Annotated in this window: 18 protein-coding genes, 2 tRNA genes and 1 pseudogene; 5 read left to right on the top strand and 16 right to left on the bottom strand. The window is 72.5% G+C overall.

Features of this window, described 5'->3' with window-relative positions:
• Window positions 1–444 (top strand): annotated as a pseudogene (locus IF37_RS0131040) (cytochrome b/b6 domain-containing protein); the annotation flags it as partial.
• Complete coding sequence (locus IF37_RS0131035) at window positions 441–2,051, top strand: NADH-quinone oxidoreductase subunit NuoF family protein (RefSeq protein ID WP_030750056.1); 1,611 nt, start codon at window positions 441–443, stop codon at window positions 2,049–2,051. The pseudogene IF37_RS0131040 and the gene IF37_RS0131035, both read left to right, overlap by 4 nt.
• Window positions 2,052–2,178: 127 nt before the next feature.
• On the opposite strand, the gene IF37_RS0131030 is transcribed toward IF37_RS0131035, so the two are convergent.
• A tRNA-Ala gene (locus IF37_RS0131030) sits at window positions 2,179–2,251 on the bottom strand.
• Between the two features lie 115 nt (window positions 2,252–2,366).
• On the opposite strand from IF37_RS0131030, the gene IF37_RS0131025 reads away from it, so the two are divergent.
• Window positions 2,367–3,572: a glycosyltransferase 87 family protein gene (locus IF37_RS0131025; protein ID WP_030750053.1), complete on the top strand. Its 1,206-nt coding sequence runs from the start codon at window positions 2,367–2,369 to the stop codon at window positions 3,570–3,572.
• Here IF37_RS0131025 and IF37_RS0131020 read toward each other — a convergent pair.
• The 9 genes from IF37_RS0131020 to IF37_RS43905 all read right to left on the bottom strand — a co-directional run bounded on the left by IF37_RS0131020 (window position 3,562) and on the right by IF37_RS43905 (window position 8,723).
• Window positions 3,562–3,795, bottom strand: a complete 234-nt coding sequence (locus IF37_RS0131020; protein WP_030750043.1) for a hypothetical protein — start codon at window positions 3,793–3,795, stop codon at window positions 3,562–3,564. The two genes, IF37_RS0131025 and IF37_RS0131020, sit on opposite strands and share 11 nt — an antisense overlap.
• A 3-nt stretch (window positions 3,796–3,798) precedes the next feature.
• Window positions 3,799–3,972 (bottom strand): hypothetical protein, encoded by a 174-nt coding sequence (locus IF37_RS43910; RefSeq protein ID WP_106981889.1) that lies wholly within the window; start codon window positions 3,970–3,972, stop codon window positions 3,799–3,801.
• Window positions 3,973–4,219: 247 nt separating this feature from the next.
• Window positions 4,220–4,292, bottom strand: a tRNA-Ala gene (locus tag IF37_RS0131010).
• 119 nt (window positions 4,293–4,411) lie between these two features.
• A complete protein-coding gene (locus IF37_RS0131005; RefSeq protein WP_030750040.1) occupies window positions 4,412–5,080 on the bottom strand; it encodes a histidine phosphatase family protein in 669 nt (222 codons plus the stop codon).
• Window positions 5,080–5,523, bottom strand: a complete 444-nt coding sequence (gene rsfS, locus IF37_RS0131000; RefSeq protein ID WP_030750037.1) for a ribosome silencing factor — start codon at window positions 5,521–5,523, stop codon at window positions 5,080–5,082. The genes IF37_RS0131005 and rsfS overlap by 1 nt, the downstream gene beginning before the upstream one ends.
• A 125-nt stretch (window positions 5,524–5,648) precedes the next feature.
• The gene (locus IF37_RS0130995) at window positions 5,649–7,436 is read right to left on the bottom strand and encodes an LCP family protein (RefSeq protein WP_030750034.1); all 1,788 of its coding nucleotides are present in this window, start codon (window positions 7,434–7,436) and stop codon (window positions 5,649–5,651) included.
• 16 nt (window positions 7,437–7,452) lie between these two features.
• On the bottom strand, window positions 7,453–8,139 hold the full coding sequence (gene nadD / locus IF37_RS0130990; protein WP_030750031.1) for a nicotinate-nucleotide adenylyltransferase: 687 nt from the start codon (window positions 8,137–8,139) through the stop codon (window positions 7,453–7,455).
• Between the two features lie 56 nt (window positions 8,140–8,195).
• Window positions 8,196–8,360 (bottom strand): hypothetical protein, encoded by a 165-nt coding sequence (locus IF37_RS45060; RefSeq protein ID WP_030750028.1) that lies wholly within the window; start codon window positions 8,358–8,360, stop codon window positions 8,196–8,198.
• A gap of 198 nt (window positions 8,361–8,558) precedes the next feature.
• Entirely contained in the window at window positions 8,559–8,723 is a 165-nt protein-coding gene (locus IF37_RS43905) for a hypothetical protein (RefSeq protein ID WP_030750026.1), read from the bottom strand.
• A 103-nt stretch (window positions 8,724–8,826) separates the two neighbouring features.
• Between IF37_RS43905 and IF37_RS0130975 the strand changes: the two genes are divergently transcribed.
• Entirely contained in the window at window positions 8,827–9,912 is a 1,086-nt protein-coding gene (locus IF37_RS0130975; RefSeq protein ID WP_030750024.1) for a M48 family metallopeptidase, read from the top strand.
• A gap of 14 nt (window positions 9,913–9,926) precedes the next feature.
• Here IF37_RS0130975 and IF37_RS0130970 read toward each other — a convergent pair whose 3' ends face one another.
• From IF37_RS0130970 to proB, 5 genes are all read right to left on the bottom strand, one after another.
• On the bottom strand, window positions 9,927–10,997 hold the full coding sequence (locus IF37_RS0130970; RefSeq protein ID WP_030750023.1) for a hypothetical protein: 1,071 nt from the start codon (window positions 10,995–10,997) through the stop codon (window positions 9,927–9,929).
• A gap of 88 nt (window positions 10,998–11,085) precedes the next feature.
• Window positions 11,086–11,670 (bottom strand): hypothetical protein, encoded by a 585-nt coding sequence (locus tag IF37_RS0130965; protein WP_173457040.1) that lies wholly within the window; start codon window positions 11,668–11,670, stop codon window positions 11,086–11,088.
• 92 nt (window positions 11,671–11,762) lie between these two features.
• A complete protein-coding gene (locus IF37_RS0130960; RefSeq protein ID WP_030750020.1) occupies window positions 11,763–13,049 on the bottom strand; it encodes a glutamate-5-semialdehyde dehydrogenase in 1,287 nt (428 codons plus the stop codon).
• Window positions 13,050–13,221: 172 nt separating this feature from the next.
• Window positions 13,222–13,647 (bottom strand): hypothetical protein, encoded by a 426-nt coding sequence (locus IF37_RS0130955; protein WP_030750018.1) that lies wholly within the window; start codon window positions 13,645–13,647, stop codon window positions 13,222–13,224.
• A gap of 258 nt (window positions 13,648–13,905) precedes the next feature.
• On the bottom strand, window positions 13,906–15,012 hold the full coding sequence (gene proB, locus IF37_RS0130950; RefSeq protein WP_030750015.1) for a glutamate 5-kinase: 1,107 nt from the start codon (window positions 15,010–15,012) through the stop codon (window positions 13,906–13,908).
• A 233-nt stretch (window positions 15,013–15,245) separates the two neighbouring features.
• Between proB and IF37_RS0130945 the strand changes: the two genes are divergently transcribed.
• The gene (locus tag IF37_RS0130945) at window positions 15,246–16,649 is read left to right on the top strand and encodes a polysaccharide pyruvyl transferase family protein (RefSeq protein ID WP_037857441.1); all 1,404 of its coding nucleotides are present in this window, start codon (window positions 15,246–15,248) and stop codon (window positions 16,647–16,649) included.
• A 70-nt stretch (window positions 16,650–16,719) separates the two neighbouring features.
• Here the strand turns inward: IF37_RS0130945 and IF37_RS0130940 are convergent, their stop codons facing one another.
• A complete protein-coding gene (locus IF37_RS0130940; protein WP_052845468.1) occupies window positions 16,720–17,892 on the bottom strand; it encodes a glycosyltransferase family 2 protein in 1,173 nt (390 codons plus the stop codon).
• Window positions 17,893–18,092 lie beyond the last annotated feature (200 nt).

Genomic DNA, 18,092 nt, shown 5'->3' with positions numbered 1-18,092 from the left:
CCCGCCGCCGGCTTCGCGGCGGCCTACCGCGCGGTGTCCGCGCCCGGCCGCCCGCGGCGGCCCTTCGCGGCCGGCCGGACCGCCCGCCCGGACCTGCCACCGGACCCACGGCCCACGGAGGCCTTCCCGCGCGTCGCCGGCCCTCACGGCACCCCGGACGGCTGGCCGGTCCCGTCACCGCCGCCGGTCGGCGAGGCGCCCCCGTCCGTGTACGACCCGTTCCAGGAGACCGGACACCCCTTCCCGGCCCAGGGCGGCCCGGGCACCGCCGGGTACGGCGGAGGTGACGTGTACGACACCGGTGAGACGAACGGCCGCCACGGCACGTACCACCCGGGCGACCCGCTCGACAGCGGTCCCGCCACCGAAACGCCGCCCGGCCCGTCCTACGGGACACGGGGTCCGGGCGCACCATGGAACACGCCTTCCGGAGGCTTTGAGTGAACGAGGCCCTGCCCGACGTCCCCGAAGTACGCGTGGTCGGACTTCCCCAGCTCACGTCGGGTTTCGACCTTGTGGAGCGGCTCGACCTGCCGCTGCACCTGAAGGTGCACGGACCACTCGACCCGCTGGGCGGCGAACAACTCGCCCAGCTCTCCGAACGCGTCAACCTCAGGGGCCGCGGCGGCGCCGGCTTCCCCTTCCACAAGAAGCTGCGCTCGGTCGCCGAGTCGGCGATCAAGCGCGGGGTGCGGCCGGTCGTCGTGGTCAACGGCAGCGAGGACGAACCGGCCTGCCGCAAGGACACGGTGCTGATCAACCGCGCCCCGCACCTCATCCTGGACGGCGCGCTGCTGTGCGCCGAGGCGCTCGGCGCGCGCACGCTCGTCATCGGCGTCACCCGGGAGTCCACCCAGCGCTCCATGGAGGCCGCGCTCGCCGAACGCGGTCTGGGCAACAGCCGCAGAGCGGCACTGCGCGCGTGGGTGCAGCGCAATCCGGTGCGGATGGTCACCGGTGCCGCCGCCTCGCTGATCCGCTCGATCGACGGCGGCCCGGCGATCCCGCCCGGCCGCAAGATCAGCGCCTCCCGGAGCGGTGTCGGCGGCGCGCCCACGCTGCTGTCGAACGCGGAGACGTTCGCACAGCTCGCCGTCGCCGCCCGGATCGGCCCCGAGCGCTACGGCAACACGGGCCTGTACGACGAGCCGGGCACCGTGCTGCTCACCGTGTCCGGCGCGGTCGCCCGCCCCATGGTGATCGAGGTCCCCACGGGCGTGCCGCTGCGCTACGTGCTCCAGCTGGCCGGTGCCCCGCCGGTGCCGCAGGGCGTGCTGACCGGCGGCTACCACGGCAAGTGGATCGACGCGGCGACCGTGGACGAGGCGGTCGTCTCCCGCAACTCGCTGGACGCGGTCGGCGGTTCGCTGGGCGCCGGCGCGATCCTGCCGATCGGCCAGGAGACGTGCCCGCTGGGCGAGTCGCTGCGGGTGGCGCAGTGGCTGGCCCAGGAGAGCGCCGGCCAGTGCGGGCCCTGCTACCTGGGACTGCCCGCCGCCGCGCGCGGGCTGGAGGACGTCCTCCAGGGCGGCGGGCCGGCCGCCCTGGAGGCACTGAAGCAGGTCGCGAGGAACGTCAAGCGGCGCGGGGCGTGTTCGCACCCGGACGGCTCGGCGATGTTCCTGGAGTCGACCGTCAAGGCGTTCACCGACGACCTGGCCGCGCACGTCCTGGGCAACGGCTGCGGACGGCCCGTGCGGGGCGTTCTGCCGCTCTTCGAGGGAGGCGGGACCGCCACGGGCGTCCCGGGCGGCAGCACGCCCGAGGAGGCCGGCGCCAGCCGTCGGAGGATCCTCGTCGACTGGACGCTCTGCCGGGGCCACGGGCTGTGCGCGGACATCCTTCCGGAGGTGTTCGAGCTGGGCGCCGACGGCTTCCCGACCGTCGCCCAGGCACAGGTGCCGCGCTACGCGGAGGCGAAGGCGCTGCGCGCGGTGCGCCGCTGCCCGGCACTCGCCCTGCGCATCGAGGAGGACGCGCGCGGGCAAGCGCCGTCGCGGAATCTGCCGGTCCTCTCCCCGGGGCGGGGCCGGCGCGCCCTGGGCCGCTGAACCACGCGGAGGGGCGGGTGATCCCGGCCGGGCGGCCCGTCCCTCCGCGCGCCCCACCGGCGCTCCGCTTTCCCCACAACACGCCGAAGGCAGACCATCCACCGGGATGATCCGCCTTCGACTTCTGTGGAGCTAAGGAGAATTGAACTCCTGACCTCCTGCATGCCATGCAGGCGCTCTACCAACTGAGCTATAGCCCCTTGTTCTGTTGTTTCGCCCGGTTCCCCCGGCGACGTCGTAAACATTACAGGCCCGTGGGGCCAGCACCAAATCGATTCCGGCTCGGCTCCGGTACGACCGCTAATGTCGCCTTTCATGACCGTGATCACGCCGTCCGCACGCCACCGCCGGGCCCTGGTCGCGCCGGGCGTGTGCCTGGTGTCCTTCGCGGCGCTGTGGGCCGCGCAGCGGGCCGCGCACGTGTCGATGATCGATCTGATGGTGTACCGGGCCGAGGGCGCCGCCGTGCTCGCCGGTGACGACCTGTACGCGCTGCGGGCGACCACCGCACACCTGCCCACCACCTACCCGCCGTTCGCGGCGCTGCTCTTCACCCCGCTGCCGCTGCTGGACACCGCGCCGCTGCGCGCGCTGGTGACGGCCGGCAACCTCGCGCTCCTGGTGGTGTTCGTGCGGCTGTCGCTGAGACTCGTCGGCCACGCGCGCGGGGAGACCGCCTGGTGGATCGCGGCGGCGGCCGTGTGGTGCGAGCCGGTGTGGACGACCCTGCGCTACGGCCAGATCAACCTGCTGCTGGCCGTCCTGGTGCTGTGGGACCTGACCCGCCGCCCGGCCGGCGGGTACGACCGCTGGAGTGGGGTGGGGATCGGGCTGGCCTCGGCCGTCAAGCTGACGCCCGCGCTGTTCGCGGTGTTCCTGCTCGCCGCGGGCCTCGTGGACCGCCTGGGGGGCGGGCGCGGACAGCCGTGGCTGCGGCACGCGCGCGGGGCGGCCGTCACGTTCGCCGGGGCGGCGCTGCTGGCGGCGGCCGTCCTGCCGTACGACTCCCGGCGGTTCTGGACGGGCGCCCTGTTCCGCGCGAGCCGGGTGGGGCACTCCGAGGACACCGGCAACCAGGCCCTGCGCGGCGTCCTGGCCCGCCTCCTGCACACGCCCGACCCGGGACTGCCCTGGGCGGCGGGCGCGGCCGTGGTGACCGTGGCGGGTCTCGCGGTGGCGGTACGGGCGCAGTTGCGGGGGCGGCGGGCCTGGGCGGTGTGCGCCTGCGCGGTCACCGCCCTGCTGATCAGCCCGGTGTCCTGGACCCACCACTGGGTGTGGTGCGTGCCGCTGGTGGCGCTGCTGTGGACACGCGGGCACCGGGCGGCGGCGCTGGGCACCCTGCTGGTCTTCTGCTCGTACGTCCCGTGGTGGGTGCCGCACGGCACCAGCCGGCCCGAACTCCGCCTGGGTGCCGTGGATTTCCTGCTCTCGGCCGGTTACGCCGGGACCGGCGCGCTCTTCCTCGCACTGGCCCGGAACCCGGCGCCGGGGCCCGGCGAGGTCCGCTTCAGGCCGTGACGAACTGGTAGAACCGCTTGAGCGTGCAGTGCTCCTCCAGGAGCCGGCCGTAGATCGGCTCGCCCTCCAGCTCCCGGTACGTCTCGATCGGGTCGCCTTTTATGATCAGCGCCCGCGCGCACTCCTCGCACCAGTACTGGTACTCGGAGTTGATCGGCTCCATGTCGCGGACGATCGGGGTTCCGCTCCCGCACCAGTCGCACTTCCGCCTGTGTGCACCCATCGATCAGCTCCAGCTGTGGCCGCAGGCCGTGCACACGTAGGAGATTCCGCCGTTGTCGCCGAGCACTTGGGCCACATGCGCGGAACCGCAGGAAGGGCAGCTCAGCCGGGTGGTCGAGTCCCGTATCAACGCCGCTTCGAGGAGGTGGCAGCCCTCCTCGAGGATGCTCGCAGGCATCGCTACTCCCTCCCGTCGGGCCGCGTCCCCTTCCGGCCGTTTGATTCTGCCACGACCGGACCAATACGGTCAGCGACGCCTCAGTACCAGTCCGGACACGGCCCCGCGGAGGTGTATGGCCGCGGGGCCCGGACGACTCAAGCCGGTCGGCACGGCGCGGGCCGGTCGGCACAACGCAGAAGATCCCGCCCCCTGAGGGACGGGATCTTCATCACCGATCTTGACCACTCGACAGAGTGTCGATCAGTGGAGCTAAGGAGAATTGAACTCCTGACCTCCTGCATGCCATGCAGGCGCTCTACCAACTGAGCTATAGCCCCGGGCTCCCACACGGCCGGGCCGTATGGTTTCTCGCCCCGCTCGGCGGGGCGAACAAGAAGAACTTTAGCCTGTGACCTGCCGGAAAGTGAAATCCGGGGTCCGGGGGCCCGCGGGCGGGTCAGTCGTCGTCGCCGAGGACGGGCTCCGGGAGGGTGCCCGCGTTGTGCTCCAGCAGGCGCCAGCCGCGGGCGCCCTCGCCGAGCACGGACCAGCAGCAGTTGGACAGGCCGCCGAGGCTCTCCCAGTGCCGGGCCTCCAGGCCGAGCAGCCGGCCGATGGTGGTGCGGATCGTGCCGCCGTGGCTGACGACGACGAGAGTGCCGTCCACGGGCAGCTTCTCGACGTGCCGCAGCACGACGGGGGCGGCGCGGTCGGCGACCTCGGTCTCCAGTTCGCCACCGCCGCGGCGGACCGCCTCACCGCGTTTCCAGGCGGCGTACTCCTCGCCGTGGCGGGCGATGATCTCCTCGTGCGTGAGCCCCTGCCAGACGCCCGCGTACGTCTCGCGCAGGCCCTCGTCGCGGGTGACGTCGAGGCCGGTGAGCGCGGCCAGCTCGGCGGCCGTGTGCGCGGCCCGCCGGAGGTCCGAGGAGACGATCGCGTCCGGCCGCAGGGAGGCGAGCAGCCGGGCGGCACGGCGGGCCTGGCCGACACCGGTCTCGGTCAGCTCGACGTCCGTGGTGCCCTGGAAGCGCCGCTCGACGTTCCACGAGGTCTGGCCGTGCCGCCACAGGATGACGCGGCGGCCCCGGCCCGTGCGGTCGGACACCTCACCGGTGGCGCTCATCACCACTCTCCGCCCGGCTCCTGGTCGGCCTCCGCGGCCTGGAGCCTGGCGTGCTCCTCGGCCTTGCCGCGGGTGGCCTTGGCGTCGGCGGGCAGCTCCAGCTCGGGGCAGTCCTTCCACAGCCGCTCCAGGGCGTAGAAGACGCGCTCCTCGCTGTGCTGGACGTGGACGACGATGTCGACGTAGTCGAGCAGGATCCAGCGGGCCTCGCGGTCGCCCTCGCGGCGGACCGGCTTGGCGCCGCGCTCCTTCAGCAGGCGCTCCTCGATCTCGTCGACGATGGCCTTGACCTGGCGGTCGTTCGGGGCGGAGGCGAGCAGGAAGGCGTCCGTGATCGACAGGACGTCGCTCACGTCGTAGGCGATGACGTCGTGGGCGAGCTTGTCGGCCGCTGCCTGGGCGGCGGTGTGGATGAGCTCAAGGGAACGGTCGGTGGCGGTCACTACATGGCTTTCCGTCGGCGGTCTGTTGACGTCAAGGGTCTCACGGACCACCGGGCGCACCCCACGCGATTACGGCGGGCACGTGGGGTGCGCCCCGGGCCGCCCCGGCCCGGGGCGGCCCGGTGTCAGGACGCGGACGGCGCGTAGTCGCCGCCCAGGACCACCGAGACGTCGGCGCCGGAGGAGACGCTGCCCTTGGTCACGGAGCCGGCCGGCAGACCGAGGGTCTTGGCGACCTCGGTGGCGTTCGCCTTGTCGGCGGCGTCCGCGTAGACCACCTCGGAGGTGGCCTCGGTGCCGGCGGCGCTGCCGCCCTCCAGGAAGGTGAAGCCGCCGTTGAGGAGCACGACGCGGGCCTTCTCCAGGTCGTCCTTCACCCCGGTGGCGTTCCGGACGGAGACCCGGACCGCGGAGCCCGCGTCGGGGCTCTTGGCGGTGCCGCCGAGGATGTCCTTGACCACGCTGTCGCCGGTCTGCGCGCTGAGCGTGCCGTCGGCCCCCACGGGCAGCAGGGCGGTCTTGTAGGCGCCGTTCTTGGCGAGGTCGGCGAGCCGGGCGAGGAAGGAGCCGAGGTCCTTGTCGGTGAGCGGCGGGTCCAGGATCTGCGCGAGCGTCTGCACGGTGGTGGTGGCCGACGACGGCTCCGAGGACACCTTGCGCAGCACGCCCTGCATGACCTGGCCGAACCGCTCCAGCTGGGCGTTCGGGGACTCCCCGGCGGCGCGGTAGGTGGCGTAGGCGACGGCCATCCTGCCGCTGAGGGTCTGGCCCCGGCCCCGGTGGACGAGCGGCGCGGCGCCCTTCTTCTTGGTGTCCGGGTCGGGCACGTCGGTGTCGGTGTCGATCTCGATGTTGCCGACGAGGTCGACGAGGTTCTGGAGGTAGGGGGTGTCGAGGCGCCAGGTGCCCTGGATGTCGGTGCCGAGGACCGTGTCGAGCTGGTCGCGGGTGCCGGAGGTGCCGTCGTCGTCCACGGACTTGGCGAGGGTCGTGGTGCTGCCGTCGTCCCCGGTCAGGGCCAGGGAGTTGGGCAGCAGGACGGTGGTGCCCTGCTTGGTGGTGGTGTTGTCGACCAGCAGCGCCGTGCTGGTGCCGCCCTGGGCGGTGTTGTGCAGGTGGACGACGAGCACGTCGCGCTTCTGGGCGGCGGCCGGCGTGGTGGTGCCGTCCTTGCCGTCGGAGGAGGACAGGCCGGGCAGCTTCCCGGCGTACCAGAGGTAGCCGACGCCGGCGACCGCGACGAGGGCGAGGACCACGAGCAGGGCGATCAGCCGGCTGCGGGCGCGGCGGCGGGCCTCCTCGCGCCGCTCGGTGCGGTTCTCCGTGAACTTCATCCAGTCGATGACGTCCTCGGAGTCGCCGTCCGGCTCCTCCACGAAGGCGAACTGCTCGGTGCGGTAGTCCGGTTCCGGCGGCGCCGGGTCGGTCTCCCCGGCGGTGTGCCGGTCCTCCGCGGGACCGGCCTGCTGCGGGATGTAGGCGGTCTGCTCGGCGGCCCGGGGCTGCCGGCCGGTTGTCGCGGCCTGCCCGTAGGGGTCGTGGCCCGTGGTGCCCTGGGTACCGGTGGCGTACGGGTCGTACGGGACCTGGGAGCCGTAGGGGTCGTAGGCGCCCGGCTGCGGGCCCGGGCCGTGGCCGGAGTGCTGCCCCGAGTCGTAGCCGGACTGCTGCGGGACCGGGTCGTAGCCGGACGCCGGCGGCTGCTGGCCGGTGGCGTAGGGGTCGTAGCCGTACCCCTGCTGCTGGGCGTACGGGTCGTAGGCCGTGGCCTGGGCCTGGTGAGCCTGTGGGTCCTGCTGCGCCTGGAAAGGCTGCCCGGCCGGTACCTGCTGGTACACGGGCCGGCCGTACTCGTCGTAGCCGGCGAGTTCGTACGGACCGTCTCCGTACCCCGCGTCGTATCGGTCGTTCACCGGTGCCCCTCTCGGCTCACTCGCCGCGGTACAGCTCGCGCTTGTCGATGTAGCGCACGACTCCGTCCGGCACCATGTACCAGATGGGGTCCCCCTTGGCGACTCTCGCCCGGCAGTCCGTGGAGGAGATGGCGAGCGCCGGCACCTCGACGAGCGAGACGCCGCCTTCCGGCAGGCCCGGGTCGGTCAGCTGGTGGCCGGGGCGGGTGACGCCGATGAAGTGCGCGAGGGAGAACAGCTCCGCCGAGTCGCGCCAGGTCAGCAGCTGGGCGAGGGCGTCGGCGCCGGTGATGAAGAAGAGGTCGGTGTCGGGGTTGAGGGCGCGCAGGTCGCGCAGGGTGTCGACGGTGTAGGTGGGCCCGCCGCGGTCGATGTCGATCCGGCTGACGGAGAACTGCGGGTTCTCGGCGGTCGCGATGACCGTCATCAGGTAGCGGTCCTCGGCCGGGGAGACCTTGCGGTGGGACTTCTGCCACGGCTGGCCGGTGGGGACGAACACCACCTCGTCCAGCTCGAACTGCGCGGCGACCTCGCTGGCCGCCACGAGGTGCCCGTGGTGGATCGGGTCGAAGGTGCCGCCCATGACGCCGAGGCGCCGCCTGCCCGTGTGGGCGGGGCCGTTGCCCGGTCCGTACTGCGGGTGCTTCACCGTGTCGTCGGCCTTCGCGTGCGCCGGACCGGTAGGCATGTCCTGCTCTCCCATGCGTGCAGACCCTACCGGCCCGGTCTCGGGCGTCCGGCCGGGGACGGGGTCCCCGTTCAGCGGTCGCGGTTGAAGCGCGTGGTGATCCAGAGCAGCAGGAGCAGGATGACCAGGGCGCCGCCGCCGGTGATGGCCGGGTTCAGGCTCTCGTGGTTTCCGCCGTGCTCCCCGCCTTCGGCGGCAAGGGTGACCAACTGGGCTGCGGCGCTGTGGAAGCTCATCTTCGGCAGGACCTAACGCGTGTGGGCGGAATAAAGATGTCGGCTCATCGTAAGCGGGCGGCCCCGCGGCGATCACGCCGACTCCGCCGTTGGACGCCGCAGGGCGCCGGCGGGACGGCCCCGGCGTGATCTCGGGACCGCCCACCGGCCGGCGGGCGCGGGGGCGCCGTCCGGCGGGCGGGGAACTTCCGCCGCTCGTCAGTCGTCCTTCTGCTTGTAGCCGCGCAGCAGGAACCAGGCGGTCAGGACGGAGCCGAGGACCATCACGATCAGGACGACGCGGAGCAGGTTCCCCGCCCCGTGCTGCTGGACGGCGCTCGCGGCGGCCTCGGTCAGCCGGGCGGCTGCGGGGTGGTGCTCCATGGCGGGGACTCCTTCGGGTGTACTGCCCGTCCACGGTATCGCCGCCTAGGCTGGGCCCCGCCGCGGGGGCACAGTGGGCATTCACACGCACCTGGGGGAAGACATGTCCGACGACGGCCGGCAGCTGACGGGGCACGAGCGCGTGCCGAGCCGACGGCGCAGGCGCTTCCCGGGGATCTCGACCCGGGCGTACGAGCACCCGGCGGACCGCTCGGCCCTGGTGGCGCTGCGCAAGCTGAGCGGCTTCGACACCGTCTTCAAGGCGCTCAGCGGGCTGCTGCCGGAGCGCAGCCTCAGGCTGCTGTTCCTGTCCGACTCGGTGCGGGTCTCCGAGCGGCAGTTCTCGCACCTGCACGACATGCTGCGGGACGCCTGTTACATCCTGGACCTGGAGAAGGTCCCGCCGATGTACGTCACGCAGGACCCGCGGCCGAGCGCCATGTGCATCGGCCTGGACGAGCCGATCATCGTGGTCAGCACGGGGCTCGTGGAGCTGCTCGACGAGGAGGAGATGCGGGCGGTCGTCGGGCACGAGGTGGGGCACGCGCTGTCCGGGCACTCGGTGTACCGCACGGTCCTGCTGTTCCTGACGAGCCTCGCGCTGAAGGTCGCCTGGATCCCGCTGGGCAATCTCGCGATCACGGCGATCGTCACGGCGCTGCGGGAGTGGTTCCGCAAGTCGGAGCTGTCCGCCGACCGGGCGGGCCTGCTGGTGGGCCAGGACGTCCGGGCCTCGATGCGGGGCCTGATGAAGATCGCGGGCGGCAACCATCTGCACGAGATGAACGTGGACGCCTTCCTGGAGCAGGCCGAGGAGTACGACTCGGGCGGTGATCTGCGCGACTCCGTGCTGAAGATCCTGAACGTGCTGCCCCGCTCGCACCCGTTCACCACCGTGCGGGCCGCCGAGCTGAAGAAGTGGGCCGAGTCCCGGGACTACCAGCGGATCATGGACGGTCACTACCCGCGGCGCGGCGAGGACGCGGACGCCTCCGTCAGCGACTCCTTCCGGGAGTCGGCGGCCGGCTACGCGAGCGATGTGAAGAACTCCAAGGACCCGCTGATGAAGCTGGTCACGGACCTCGCGGGCGGCGCGGGCGACCTGGGCGGCCGGGTCCGGCGGGGCTTCGACGGCTTCCGCAGCCCACCGCCGGGCAAGGGCGACGTCCCCGACGCGGACGGGGAGTAGGGGGCCGGTCTCCCTCAGACCTTCGGCTGGGCCCGAGCGGCCAGCGTGCCGCACAGGGCCGTCGCGCCGTCCGTCTCGTAGGGGTTGGTGCCCGCGGGGCCGCCGGACCGGGCCGTCTGGCCGGCCAGGAGCGGGCGCAGGTAGGCCGAGGAGTCCTCGGCGCAGGCGAGGGGGCCCGCCTGGACGTAGGCGGTGATCAGCTGGACCTGGCGGGTGCGCAGGTCGTCGCGGTCGAAGTGGAAGGTCAGCGCGCGGCGGACCGTGAAGAGGGAGGCCGGGGCGCCGGCCGCCGCGCCGGTGGGGCGCAGGGCGTAGACGAAGGTGTGGTCGGCGGTGACCTCCAGGGTCGCCGGGTCGGCCTCGGTGGCCGTCAGGGTGCCGAAGGCGCGTATCCGGTCGTCGGCCAGCCGGGCCCGGGCGGGGTCGATCCGGACCACCCAGCCCGTGGGCGCGTGCCGTCCGTCCGCGGCGGGGTGGGCGAAGCTCTGGTCGAACTGGTCGAGCTGGTCGGAGTCGACCAGGGTGCGGGCGGGGCTCGCCTCGCGGCCGGTGATCACCTCGGGGTAGAGCGAGGAGCGGACGATGTAGTCCTTGACGGTGGTGAGGGCGTTCACCACCTGGCTGTCGGAGAAGTGGGCGGTGCCGCGCGAGGCCGGCAGGGGTATGCCCTCGGCGCCGCGCTCGAAGTCGGCGGCGGGGCTGCGCGCATACAGGCTCTCGGCGTCGGCGGCGCCGGGCACCCTGCCCTGCGGGGCGAGCGGGATGACCGTCATCCGCAGGGATTCCACGGACCGGCGGGCCTGCGGGGTGCTGTAGGGGTGGCGGACGCCCATGTAGATCGCGGTGCCGAAGGCGACGGCGATCAGCAGGACGAGGATCATGGCCTGCCGGGCGAGTCCGCGGTGCAGCGGCGGGCGGCGGCGTACGGCGGGCGCGTGGTCGGCCACCCGCTCCGCGGCGGAGGATTCCTGGAGGCGGGCAGCGCGGACGAACGACTCGTCGAAGACGACGGATCCGTATTCGTCCTCCGCACCGCCGGGGCCGCCCTCGGGTGTCCCCTCCGGTGGGTCTCCAGGCCCGCCCATACTTTCAGGGTAGGTCTCGCGGGCCCCGGGTAAACGCCTCGTCGCACGACAACTTCTGACAGGTTCTCACCAAGCGCGGGCGGGGCGCTCAGGGGGAGCGCGGGATGGCGGAGACGGCCGGCTCGGGGTGTTCGGCGGAGGGTGCGGGAGCGGACGCGGCGCCCTGTCCGAGCCCGGTCGAGGCGGGGGCGGGTACCCGGTCCCGGGTGCCCGAGGAGCTTCCCCGGTAGACGGCGGCGAAGGCCAGGGCGACCATGCCGATGCCCATGACGACGGCGAGGATCCAGGCGACGGGGCGGTGCCAGCGGACGTGCTTGCCGTAGGGGCCGTCGCCGAGGACGTAGGTGTCGTCCGGCTCGTCGTCGTCCCGGTCCCGGTCGAACCGGGGGTCCTCGGGGTCGTAGCCCTCGTCATAGCGCTCGCCCCGGGCGTGGGCGCGGCGGGCCTCGGCCTCGGATGCCTCCGCCCTGGCCTGGGCGGCGGCCAGAAGGCGTTCGACGGCGGTCGGCTCGTGGACCGTGGCCGCGCGTACGAACGCCTCGTCGAAGACCACGGAGGCGAACTCTTCGTCCGGCACCCCGTGGTCGTGGTCGTCGTCGGGCTCCCAGCCGTCCGGGAACGGCGTGCCCCCCACGTCCTCCGGCACGGATCCAGAGTAGACCTGGGGGGTCAATTTGGGCAGACGGTACGGACATTCGTCTGCCTGGTGAGACGCCTTCCGGCCGTGCGCCCGGCGCCGGGCGCGCGGGACCGGACGGGTGAACCTCAGCGGCGTACGTGTCCGTCGCCGGTGACGATGTACTTGGTGCTGGTCAGCTCCGGCAGACCCATCGGGCCGCGGGCGTGCAGCTTCTGGGTGGAGATGCCGATCTCGGCGCCGAAGCCGAACTGGCCGCCGTCGGTGAAGCGGGTGGAGGCGTTCACGGCCACGGTGGTGGAGTCGACCAGCTGGGTGAAGCGGCGGGCGGCCTGCTGGGAGGTGGTGACGATGGCCTCGGTGTGGCCGGAGGTCCACAGCCGGATGTGCTCGACGGCCTTGTCCAGCGAGTCCACCACCGCGGCGGCGATGTCGTAGGAGAGGTACTCGGTCTCCCAGTCCTCGGGGGTCGCCTCGACCACGGTGGCCTCGGAGCCCTTGGCGTAGGCCATGACCCGCTCGTCGGCGTGGACGGTGACCCCGGCCGCGGCGAGGGCGTCCAGGGCGCGCGGCAGGAACTCGGGAGCGATGTCCTGGTGGACGAGGAGGGTCTCGGCGGCGTTGCAGACGCTGACCCGCTGGGCCTTGGAGTTGATCAGGATCTCGACGGCCGTGTCGATGTCGGCCTGGGCGTCGACGTAGACGTGGCAGTTGCCGGTGCCGGTCTCGATCACGGGCACGGTGGACTCGTTGACCACGGTCCGGATCAGGGAGGCGCCGCCGCGCGGGATGAGGACGTCGACCAGGCCGCGGGCGCGCATCAGCTCGCGGACGGAGTCGCGGCTCTCGCCGGGGACGAGCTGGACGGCGTCGGCGGGCAGCCCGGCTCCGCCGACGGCGTCCCGGATCACCCGGACGAGGGCGGCGTTGGACGCGTACGCGGAGGCGGAGCCGCGCAGCAGGACGGCGTTGCCGGACTTCAGGCAGAGGGCGGCGGCGTCGACGGTGACGTTCGGGCGGGCCTCGTAGATGATGCCGACGACGCCGAGCGGGACGCGGACCTGGCGCAGGTCGATGCCGTTGGGGAGGGTGGAGCCGCGGACGACCTCGCCGACCGGGTCGGGCAGCCGGGCGACGTCCCGGACGTCGGAGGCGATGGCGCGGACCCGCTCGGGGGTGAGGGTGAGCCGGTCGACGACGGCCTCGCTGATGCCGCTCTCCCGGGCCTTGGCCACGTCCTCGGCGTTGGCCTCGACGATCTCGGCGGTCCGGACCTCCAGGGCGTCGGCGATGGCGAGCAGCGCGTCGTCCTTCACGGCGCGCGGGAGCGGCGCGAGGTCGGCGGCGGCGGCCTTGGCCCGGTAGGCGGCCTGGGTGACCGGGGACATCGAGTCGTACGGCGAGAGCGTGGTCATGGGGGAAGGGTAGTGCGCGGGACGCCGCGGTTCAGTGGTCGTCCCACACCCCGAGACACCCCGAAAGGGGCGAAACCCCACCCGCCCCGAACCCGTCGACCCCGAACCCGGCCCCGTCGACCCCGAACCCGGCCCCGCCGGTCCCGGCCCGCCCCCGGTCCGGGGTCCCCGCTCAGAACGGGTGGACACCCACCGGTGCGGCCGGACGCGGGCCGTAGCCCTCGGCGATGCGGTGGTGGTAGGTCTCCCGGTCGATGACCTCCAGGCCGACGATCTCCCAGGCCGGCAGACCGGCGCTCTGCCGGTGCTCGCCCCACAGGCGCAGCGCCACGGCGGCGGCGTCGTGCAGGTCGCGGGCCTCCTCCCAGTACCGGATCTCCGCGTGGTCGGTCGCGTATCTGCTGGTCAGCAGGAAGGGGTGGTCGTGGGCGAGCTGCTCCAGGGCCCGGCGCAGCTCGGGCAGCGGGACCTGTTTCCCGGAGACGCTCAGCGTGACGTGCCACAGCCTGGGCAGGTCCTTCGGCTCCTCGTAGGTGTCCCCGGCCGCGACGCTCGTCAGAGCACCGCGGGACGCCGCCCCCGGGCGCACTGGTCTCACGACGGCCTCCTTCTCGCTCGGCCCGCGCGGCCGGCTCGGCCCGCAGGGCTCGCTCGGCCCTCAGGGCTCGCTCGGCCCGCGGACTCGCACAGCCCGCAAGGCTCGCACGGCCCGCTCGGCCACTTGACGGAACATGTCCCTTCAACAAGTTTCCGAGACAAAGTTGAGCAGGCCACAGGGCTCCGCGTGGTGCTTTTACGGAACGTCCCCCACCGGGGGCTTTGGCCACGCCCCGCTTTACGAGCGGTTTTGCGAGGATCAGGGATGCAGGACCACGAGGTCGTCCCTGTGTACGACTTCGCGCTCGTACGCCGCGCCCAGCTCGCGCGCCAGTTCGTGGGTCGAGCGCCCGATCAGCCGGGGGATCTCCTTGGCGTCGAAGCTGACGAGCCCCCGGGCCACCGCGCGGCCCGCCGTGTCCCGCAGTTCGACGGGGTCCCCGGCGCTGAAGTCGCCCTCGACCGCGGCGATGCCGGCGGGCAGCAGCGACTTGCGGCGCTGGACGACCGCGTCCACCGCGCCGTCGTCCAGGGTCAGGGCGCCCTGCGGGGTGGAGGCGTGCTGGAGCCAGAGGAGCCGGTCGGCGGAGCGCTTGCCGGTGGGGTGGAAGTAGGTGCCGGTGTCGCCGCCGGCCAGCGCCTCGGCCGCGTGCACGGCGCTGGTCAGCACCACCGGGATGCCGGCGGCGGCGGCGATCCGGGCGGCCTCCACCTTGGTGACCATGCCGCCGGTGCCGACGCCGGCCTTGCCCGCGCTGCCGATCTCGACGCCGGCGAGGTCCTCGGGGCCCCGTACCTCCGCTATCCGGGAGGTGCCGGGCCTGCCGGGGTCGCCGTCGTAGACGCCGTCCACGTCGGAGAGGAGGACGAGCAGATCGGCGTGGACGAGGTGGGCGACGAGGGCGGCGAGGCGGTCGTTGTCGCCGAAGCGGATCTCGTCCGTGGCGACGGTGTCGTTCTCGTTGACGATCGGGAAGGCACCCATCGCGAGCAGCTTGTCGAGGGTGCGGGAGGCGTTGCGGTGGTGGGCGCGGCGGCTCATGTCGTCGCTGGTGAGCAGGACTTGGCCGACCCGGACGCCGTAGCGGGCGAAGGAGGCGGTGTAGCGGGCGACGAGCAGGCCCTGGCCGACGCTGGCGGCGGCCTGCTGACGGGCCAGGTCCCGGGGGCGGCGGCGCAGGCCCAGCGGGGCGAGACCGGCGGCGATGGCACCGGAGGAGACGAGGACGACCTCCCGCTCCCCCCCGCTCCGGCTCTTGGCGAGGACGTCGACGAGCGCGTCGACGCGGTCGGCGTCCAGGCCGCCCTCGGCGGTGGTCAGCGAGGAGGAGCCCACCTTGACGACGATCCTGCGGGCCTCGCCCACGGCCTGTCTTGCCCTTGCCACGGTGCGTTCCGTCCCCTCGCGCGCTGTCGGCTGCCTGTCCGGCAATCTACGCGAAGCGGATCGGGTGGTGCGCGCCGGTCCAGCTCCCGGACACCGGGGCGTGACGATTCGCTCACGGATTCGCATACGGCAAAAAGGTTGTGTTGGTTGCCTGTAGAAATTAAAACCTCCGGCAACATAAGTTGAACTTTGTGCCATCTACTGTTCGCCCTGTGAAGCGCATCCTGCTGCGTTCGGGCAAGAGCCCGTACGACGTCCTGTCCGTCGAGGAGGCTCTCCAGCGGGACGTCATCGCCACCAACTCCGGCAACCTGATCTTCAGCGACGCCGCGCACAAGATACTGGAGACCCCGCAGAGCGAGGTGTTCTCCAACGGCATCGCCACGGACGTCTCGGCCGCCGCCCGGATCAACGAGGAGTACGACGCCTTCGTCGTGCCACTCGCCAACGCCTTCCGGCCCTCGTTCGAGGGCGGGCTCAAGCGGCTGACCCGGTTGATCAGCCGGCTGCGCATCCCCGTCGTGGTGCTGGGTGTCGGCGCGCAGACCGGGCTGGGCTACGACCCGGCGCGGCTGAAGCCGATGGAGCAGACCGTGCGCGACTTCTGCGCCGCGGTGCTGGAGCGCAGCGCCTCGATCGGGGTGCGCGGCGAGTTCACCGAGCGGTACCTGCGGGACATGGGCTTCAACGACGTGGAGGTCATCGGCTGCCCGTCGCTGTTCCTGTACGGCCGCGAACTGGACGTGCGCAAGCGGGTGCCCGAGCTGACCGCGGAGTCGCGGATCGCGGTGAACGGCTCGCACAGCGCGGTGCAGAAGCAGGGCCTGGACCGGGTCATCTCCCGCGCCCACGCCCGCCACCCGAACCTGTGCTTCATCGGGCAGAACATCAGCGACGCGCGGCAGCTGCACTGGCGGGACCTCACCGACCCGAACGCCCGCGTGACGGCGATCCCGACGCACCCGGACCACCCGATGTACCGGGAGGGCAAGGTGCGGGTGTACGTCGACCCGGTGACCTGGATCGACGACCTGCGGTCCTACGACTTCTCGTTCGGCTCCCGCATCCACGGCAACATCGCGGCGCTGCTCGCGGGGACGCCGGCGACGGTGCTGTGCGGCGACTCGCGCACGCTGGAGCTGTGCCGGTACTTCGAGATCCCGTACCGGCGGCTGGACGAGGTGACGAGGAATCCCGAGGCGGCCGATCCGGTCCGGCTGTACGAGCGGCTGGACACGAACGGGCTGGTCGGGAACCACGCGGAACGCTTCGACCGGTTCGTCGGGTTCCTGGACAAGAACGGGCTCCAGAACACCTTCACGCACGGCGACGGCGGCGCGGCCTTCGACGAGAGGATGCGGTCACTGGCCTTCCCGCCGGGCATCCGGCCGTGGAACGACACCGACCCCGCCTCGCTGAGCAGCCGGTTCGGCTGGCTGCACACGCAGGTGACCGAACTGAGCCAGGACAACGCCCGGTTGCGGCGGGAGCTGACCAAGGCGCAGAAGGCCCAGAAGGCCGCGGCGGCGGTCCCGGCCCCCGGCTCGTCCGTCTACCGGCGCGCCCGGCGCGTGGTGGGCCGGCCCCTGCGGCGCGCGTTGCAGTCGGGTAAGTAGCCGCCGCCGACGCACGGGGCCTCCGGGCGTACCGCCCCAGGGGCCCTCACCGCGTCACCGGCCCGGCCGCTCAGGCGGCCGCCGCGCCGAATCCCTTGCCCGGCAGCATCCGCCGCACCTTCCGCTTCACCTTGCGCACCGCACGGCGCGCGAAGGAGTTGGCGGCGGCCTCTCGGTAGCCCAGGAAGGCACGGGCCTCACGGGCGTCGGCGAGGTAGATCTCGTCGGGGATGCGGGCCTTGCGGGAACGGAAGTGCGGGTAGATGAGGTACAGCCGCGTCCCCCGCTTCTCCAGCACGGCGGCGGCCTGCTTCTTGGCCTTGACGAACTTCACGACGTCCAGCAGCAGATCGGCGCGCTCCACGGCGACCAGGTGCAGCCGCAGTCGCTCGTGCACCTTCAGGCGCCGGGCCACACCGGGCGTCCAGTAGGTGTCCATCAGCGGCTTGGCCAGCTCGAACTTGTGCCGGCGGACCTCTTCGCTGTCGGTGAGGAACTTGGGTCCGAACTGCGGCAGCAGCGTCACCAGGAACGGCCGGACCATGAGGAGGTCGCGCTTGTCGCCGGCCGGGACCATGTCGGCGATCAGCTTCATCAGGGCGCGCGCCGAGTCGAAGCGCAGGGTGTAGCTGCCGCTCTTGGTGACCTGCTTGCCGTCGTCGCGGCCGACCAGGTAGTAGCAGGTGTAGTCGGCGACCACGGAGACACCGCTCGCGCGCAGGTACGCCTCCAGCGTGAACAGGGCGTCCTCGCCGGTGAACAGCGACTCGTCGAACCGCATGCCGTGCTGCTCCAGCATGGAGCGGCGGAACAGCTTCTGGGCGCTGAGCGTGAACTTGATGTTGGAGGTGTAGACGTCGGCCCGGTCGAGCGTCTTGCCCCACATGGACTTCGGCGCGGAGCGGTTGACGCCCTCGACCCGGCCGAGGACGACGTCCGTGCCGTTCTTGTCGGCCATGGCGACCATGCGTTCCAGGGCCTCGGGGCCGAGCCGGTCGTCGGCGTCGAGGAAGAAGACGTAGCGCCCCGCCGCCTTGTCCAGGCCGACGTTGCGGGGGCCGCTGGGGCCGCCGGAGTTCTCCTGGCGGATGACGGTGACGGGCAGGGAGACGCGGGCGGCGAACTCCTCCAGGCACTCACCGGTGCCGTCCGTCGAGCCGTCGTCGACCGCGATGACCTCCATGCGCGCCGGCCCGATGGTCTGTGCCTCGACGGATGCCAGGCACTCGACCAGGTACGGCATCGCTTCGTACGCCCCGATGATCACGCTCACATCAGGCTGCGTCACGACGGTCACTTCTCCCCCTAGTCACGGAATATTTCCCCCGTATCACCTCAATCGCAAGCTGTTAGACGAGTACCTGGGGGAAGCGGTTGCCTCGCCGGGGGTGCGGAGTGATGCATGTCACACAGCTTACCGGGATTGACGGCGGGCGCGGCACG

Source organism: Streptomyces sp. NRRL S-31, from assembly GCF_000718775.1.
Classification (GTDB): domain Bacteria; phylum Actinomycetota; class Actinomycetes; order Streptomycetales; family Streptomycetaceae; genus Streptomyces.
This window is presented reverse-complemented; position numbering and strand designations above follow the sequence as displayed.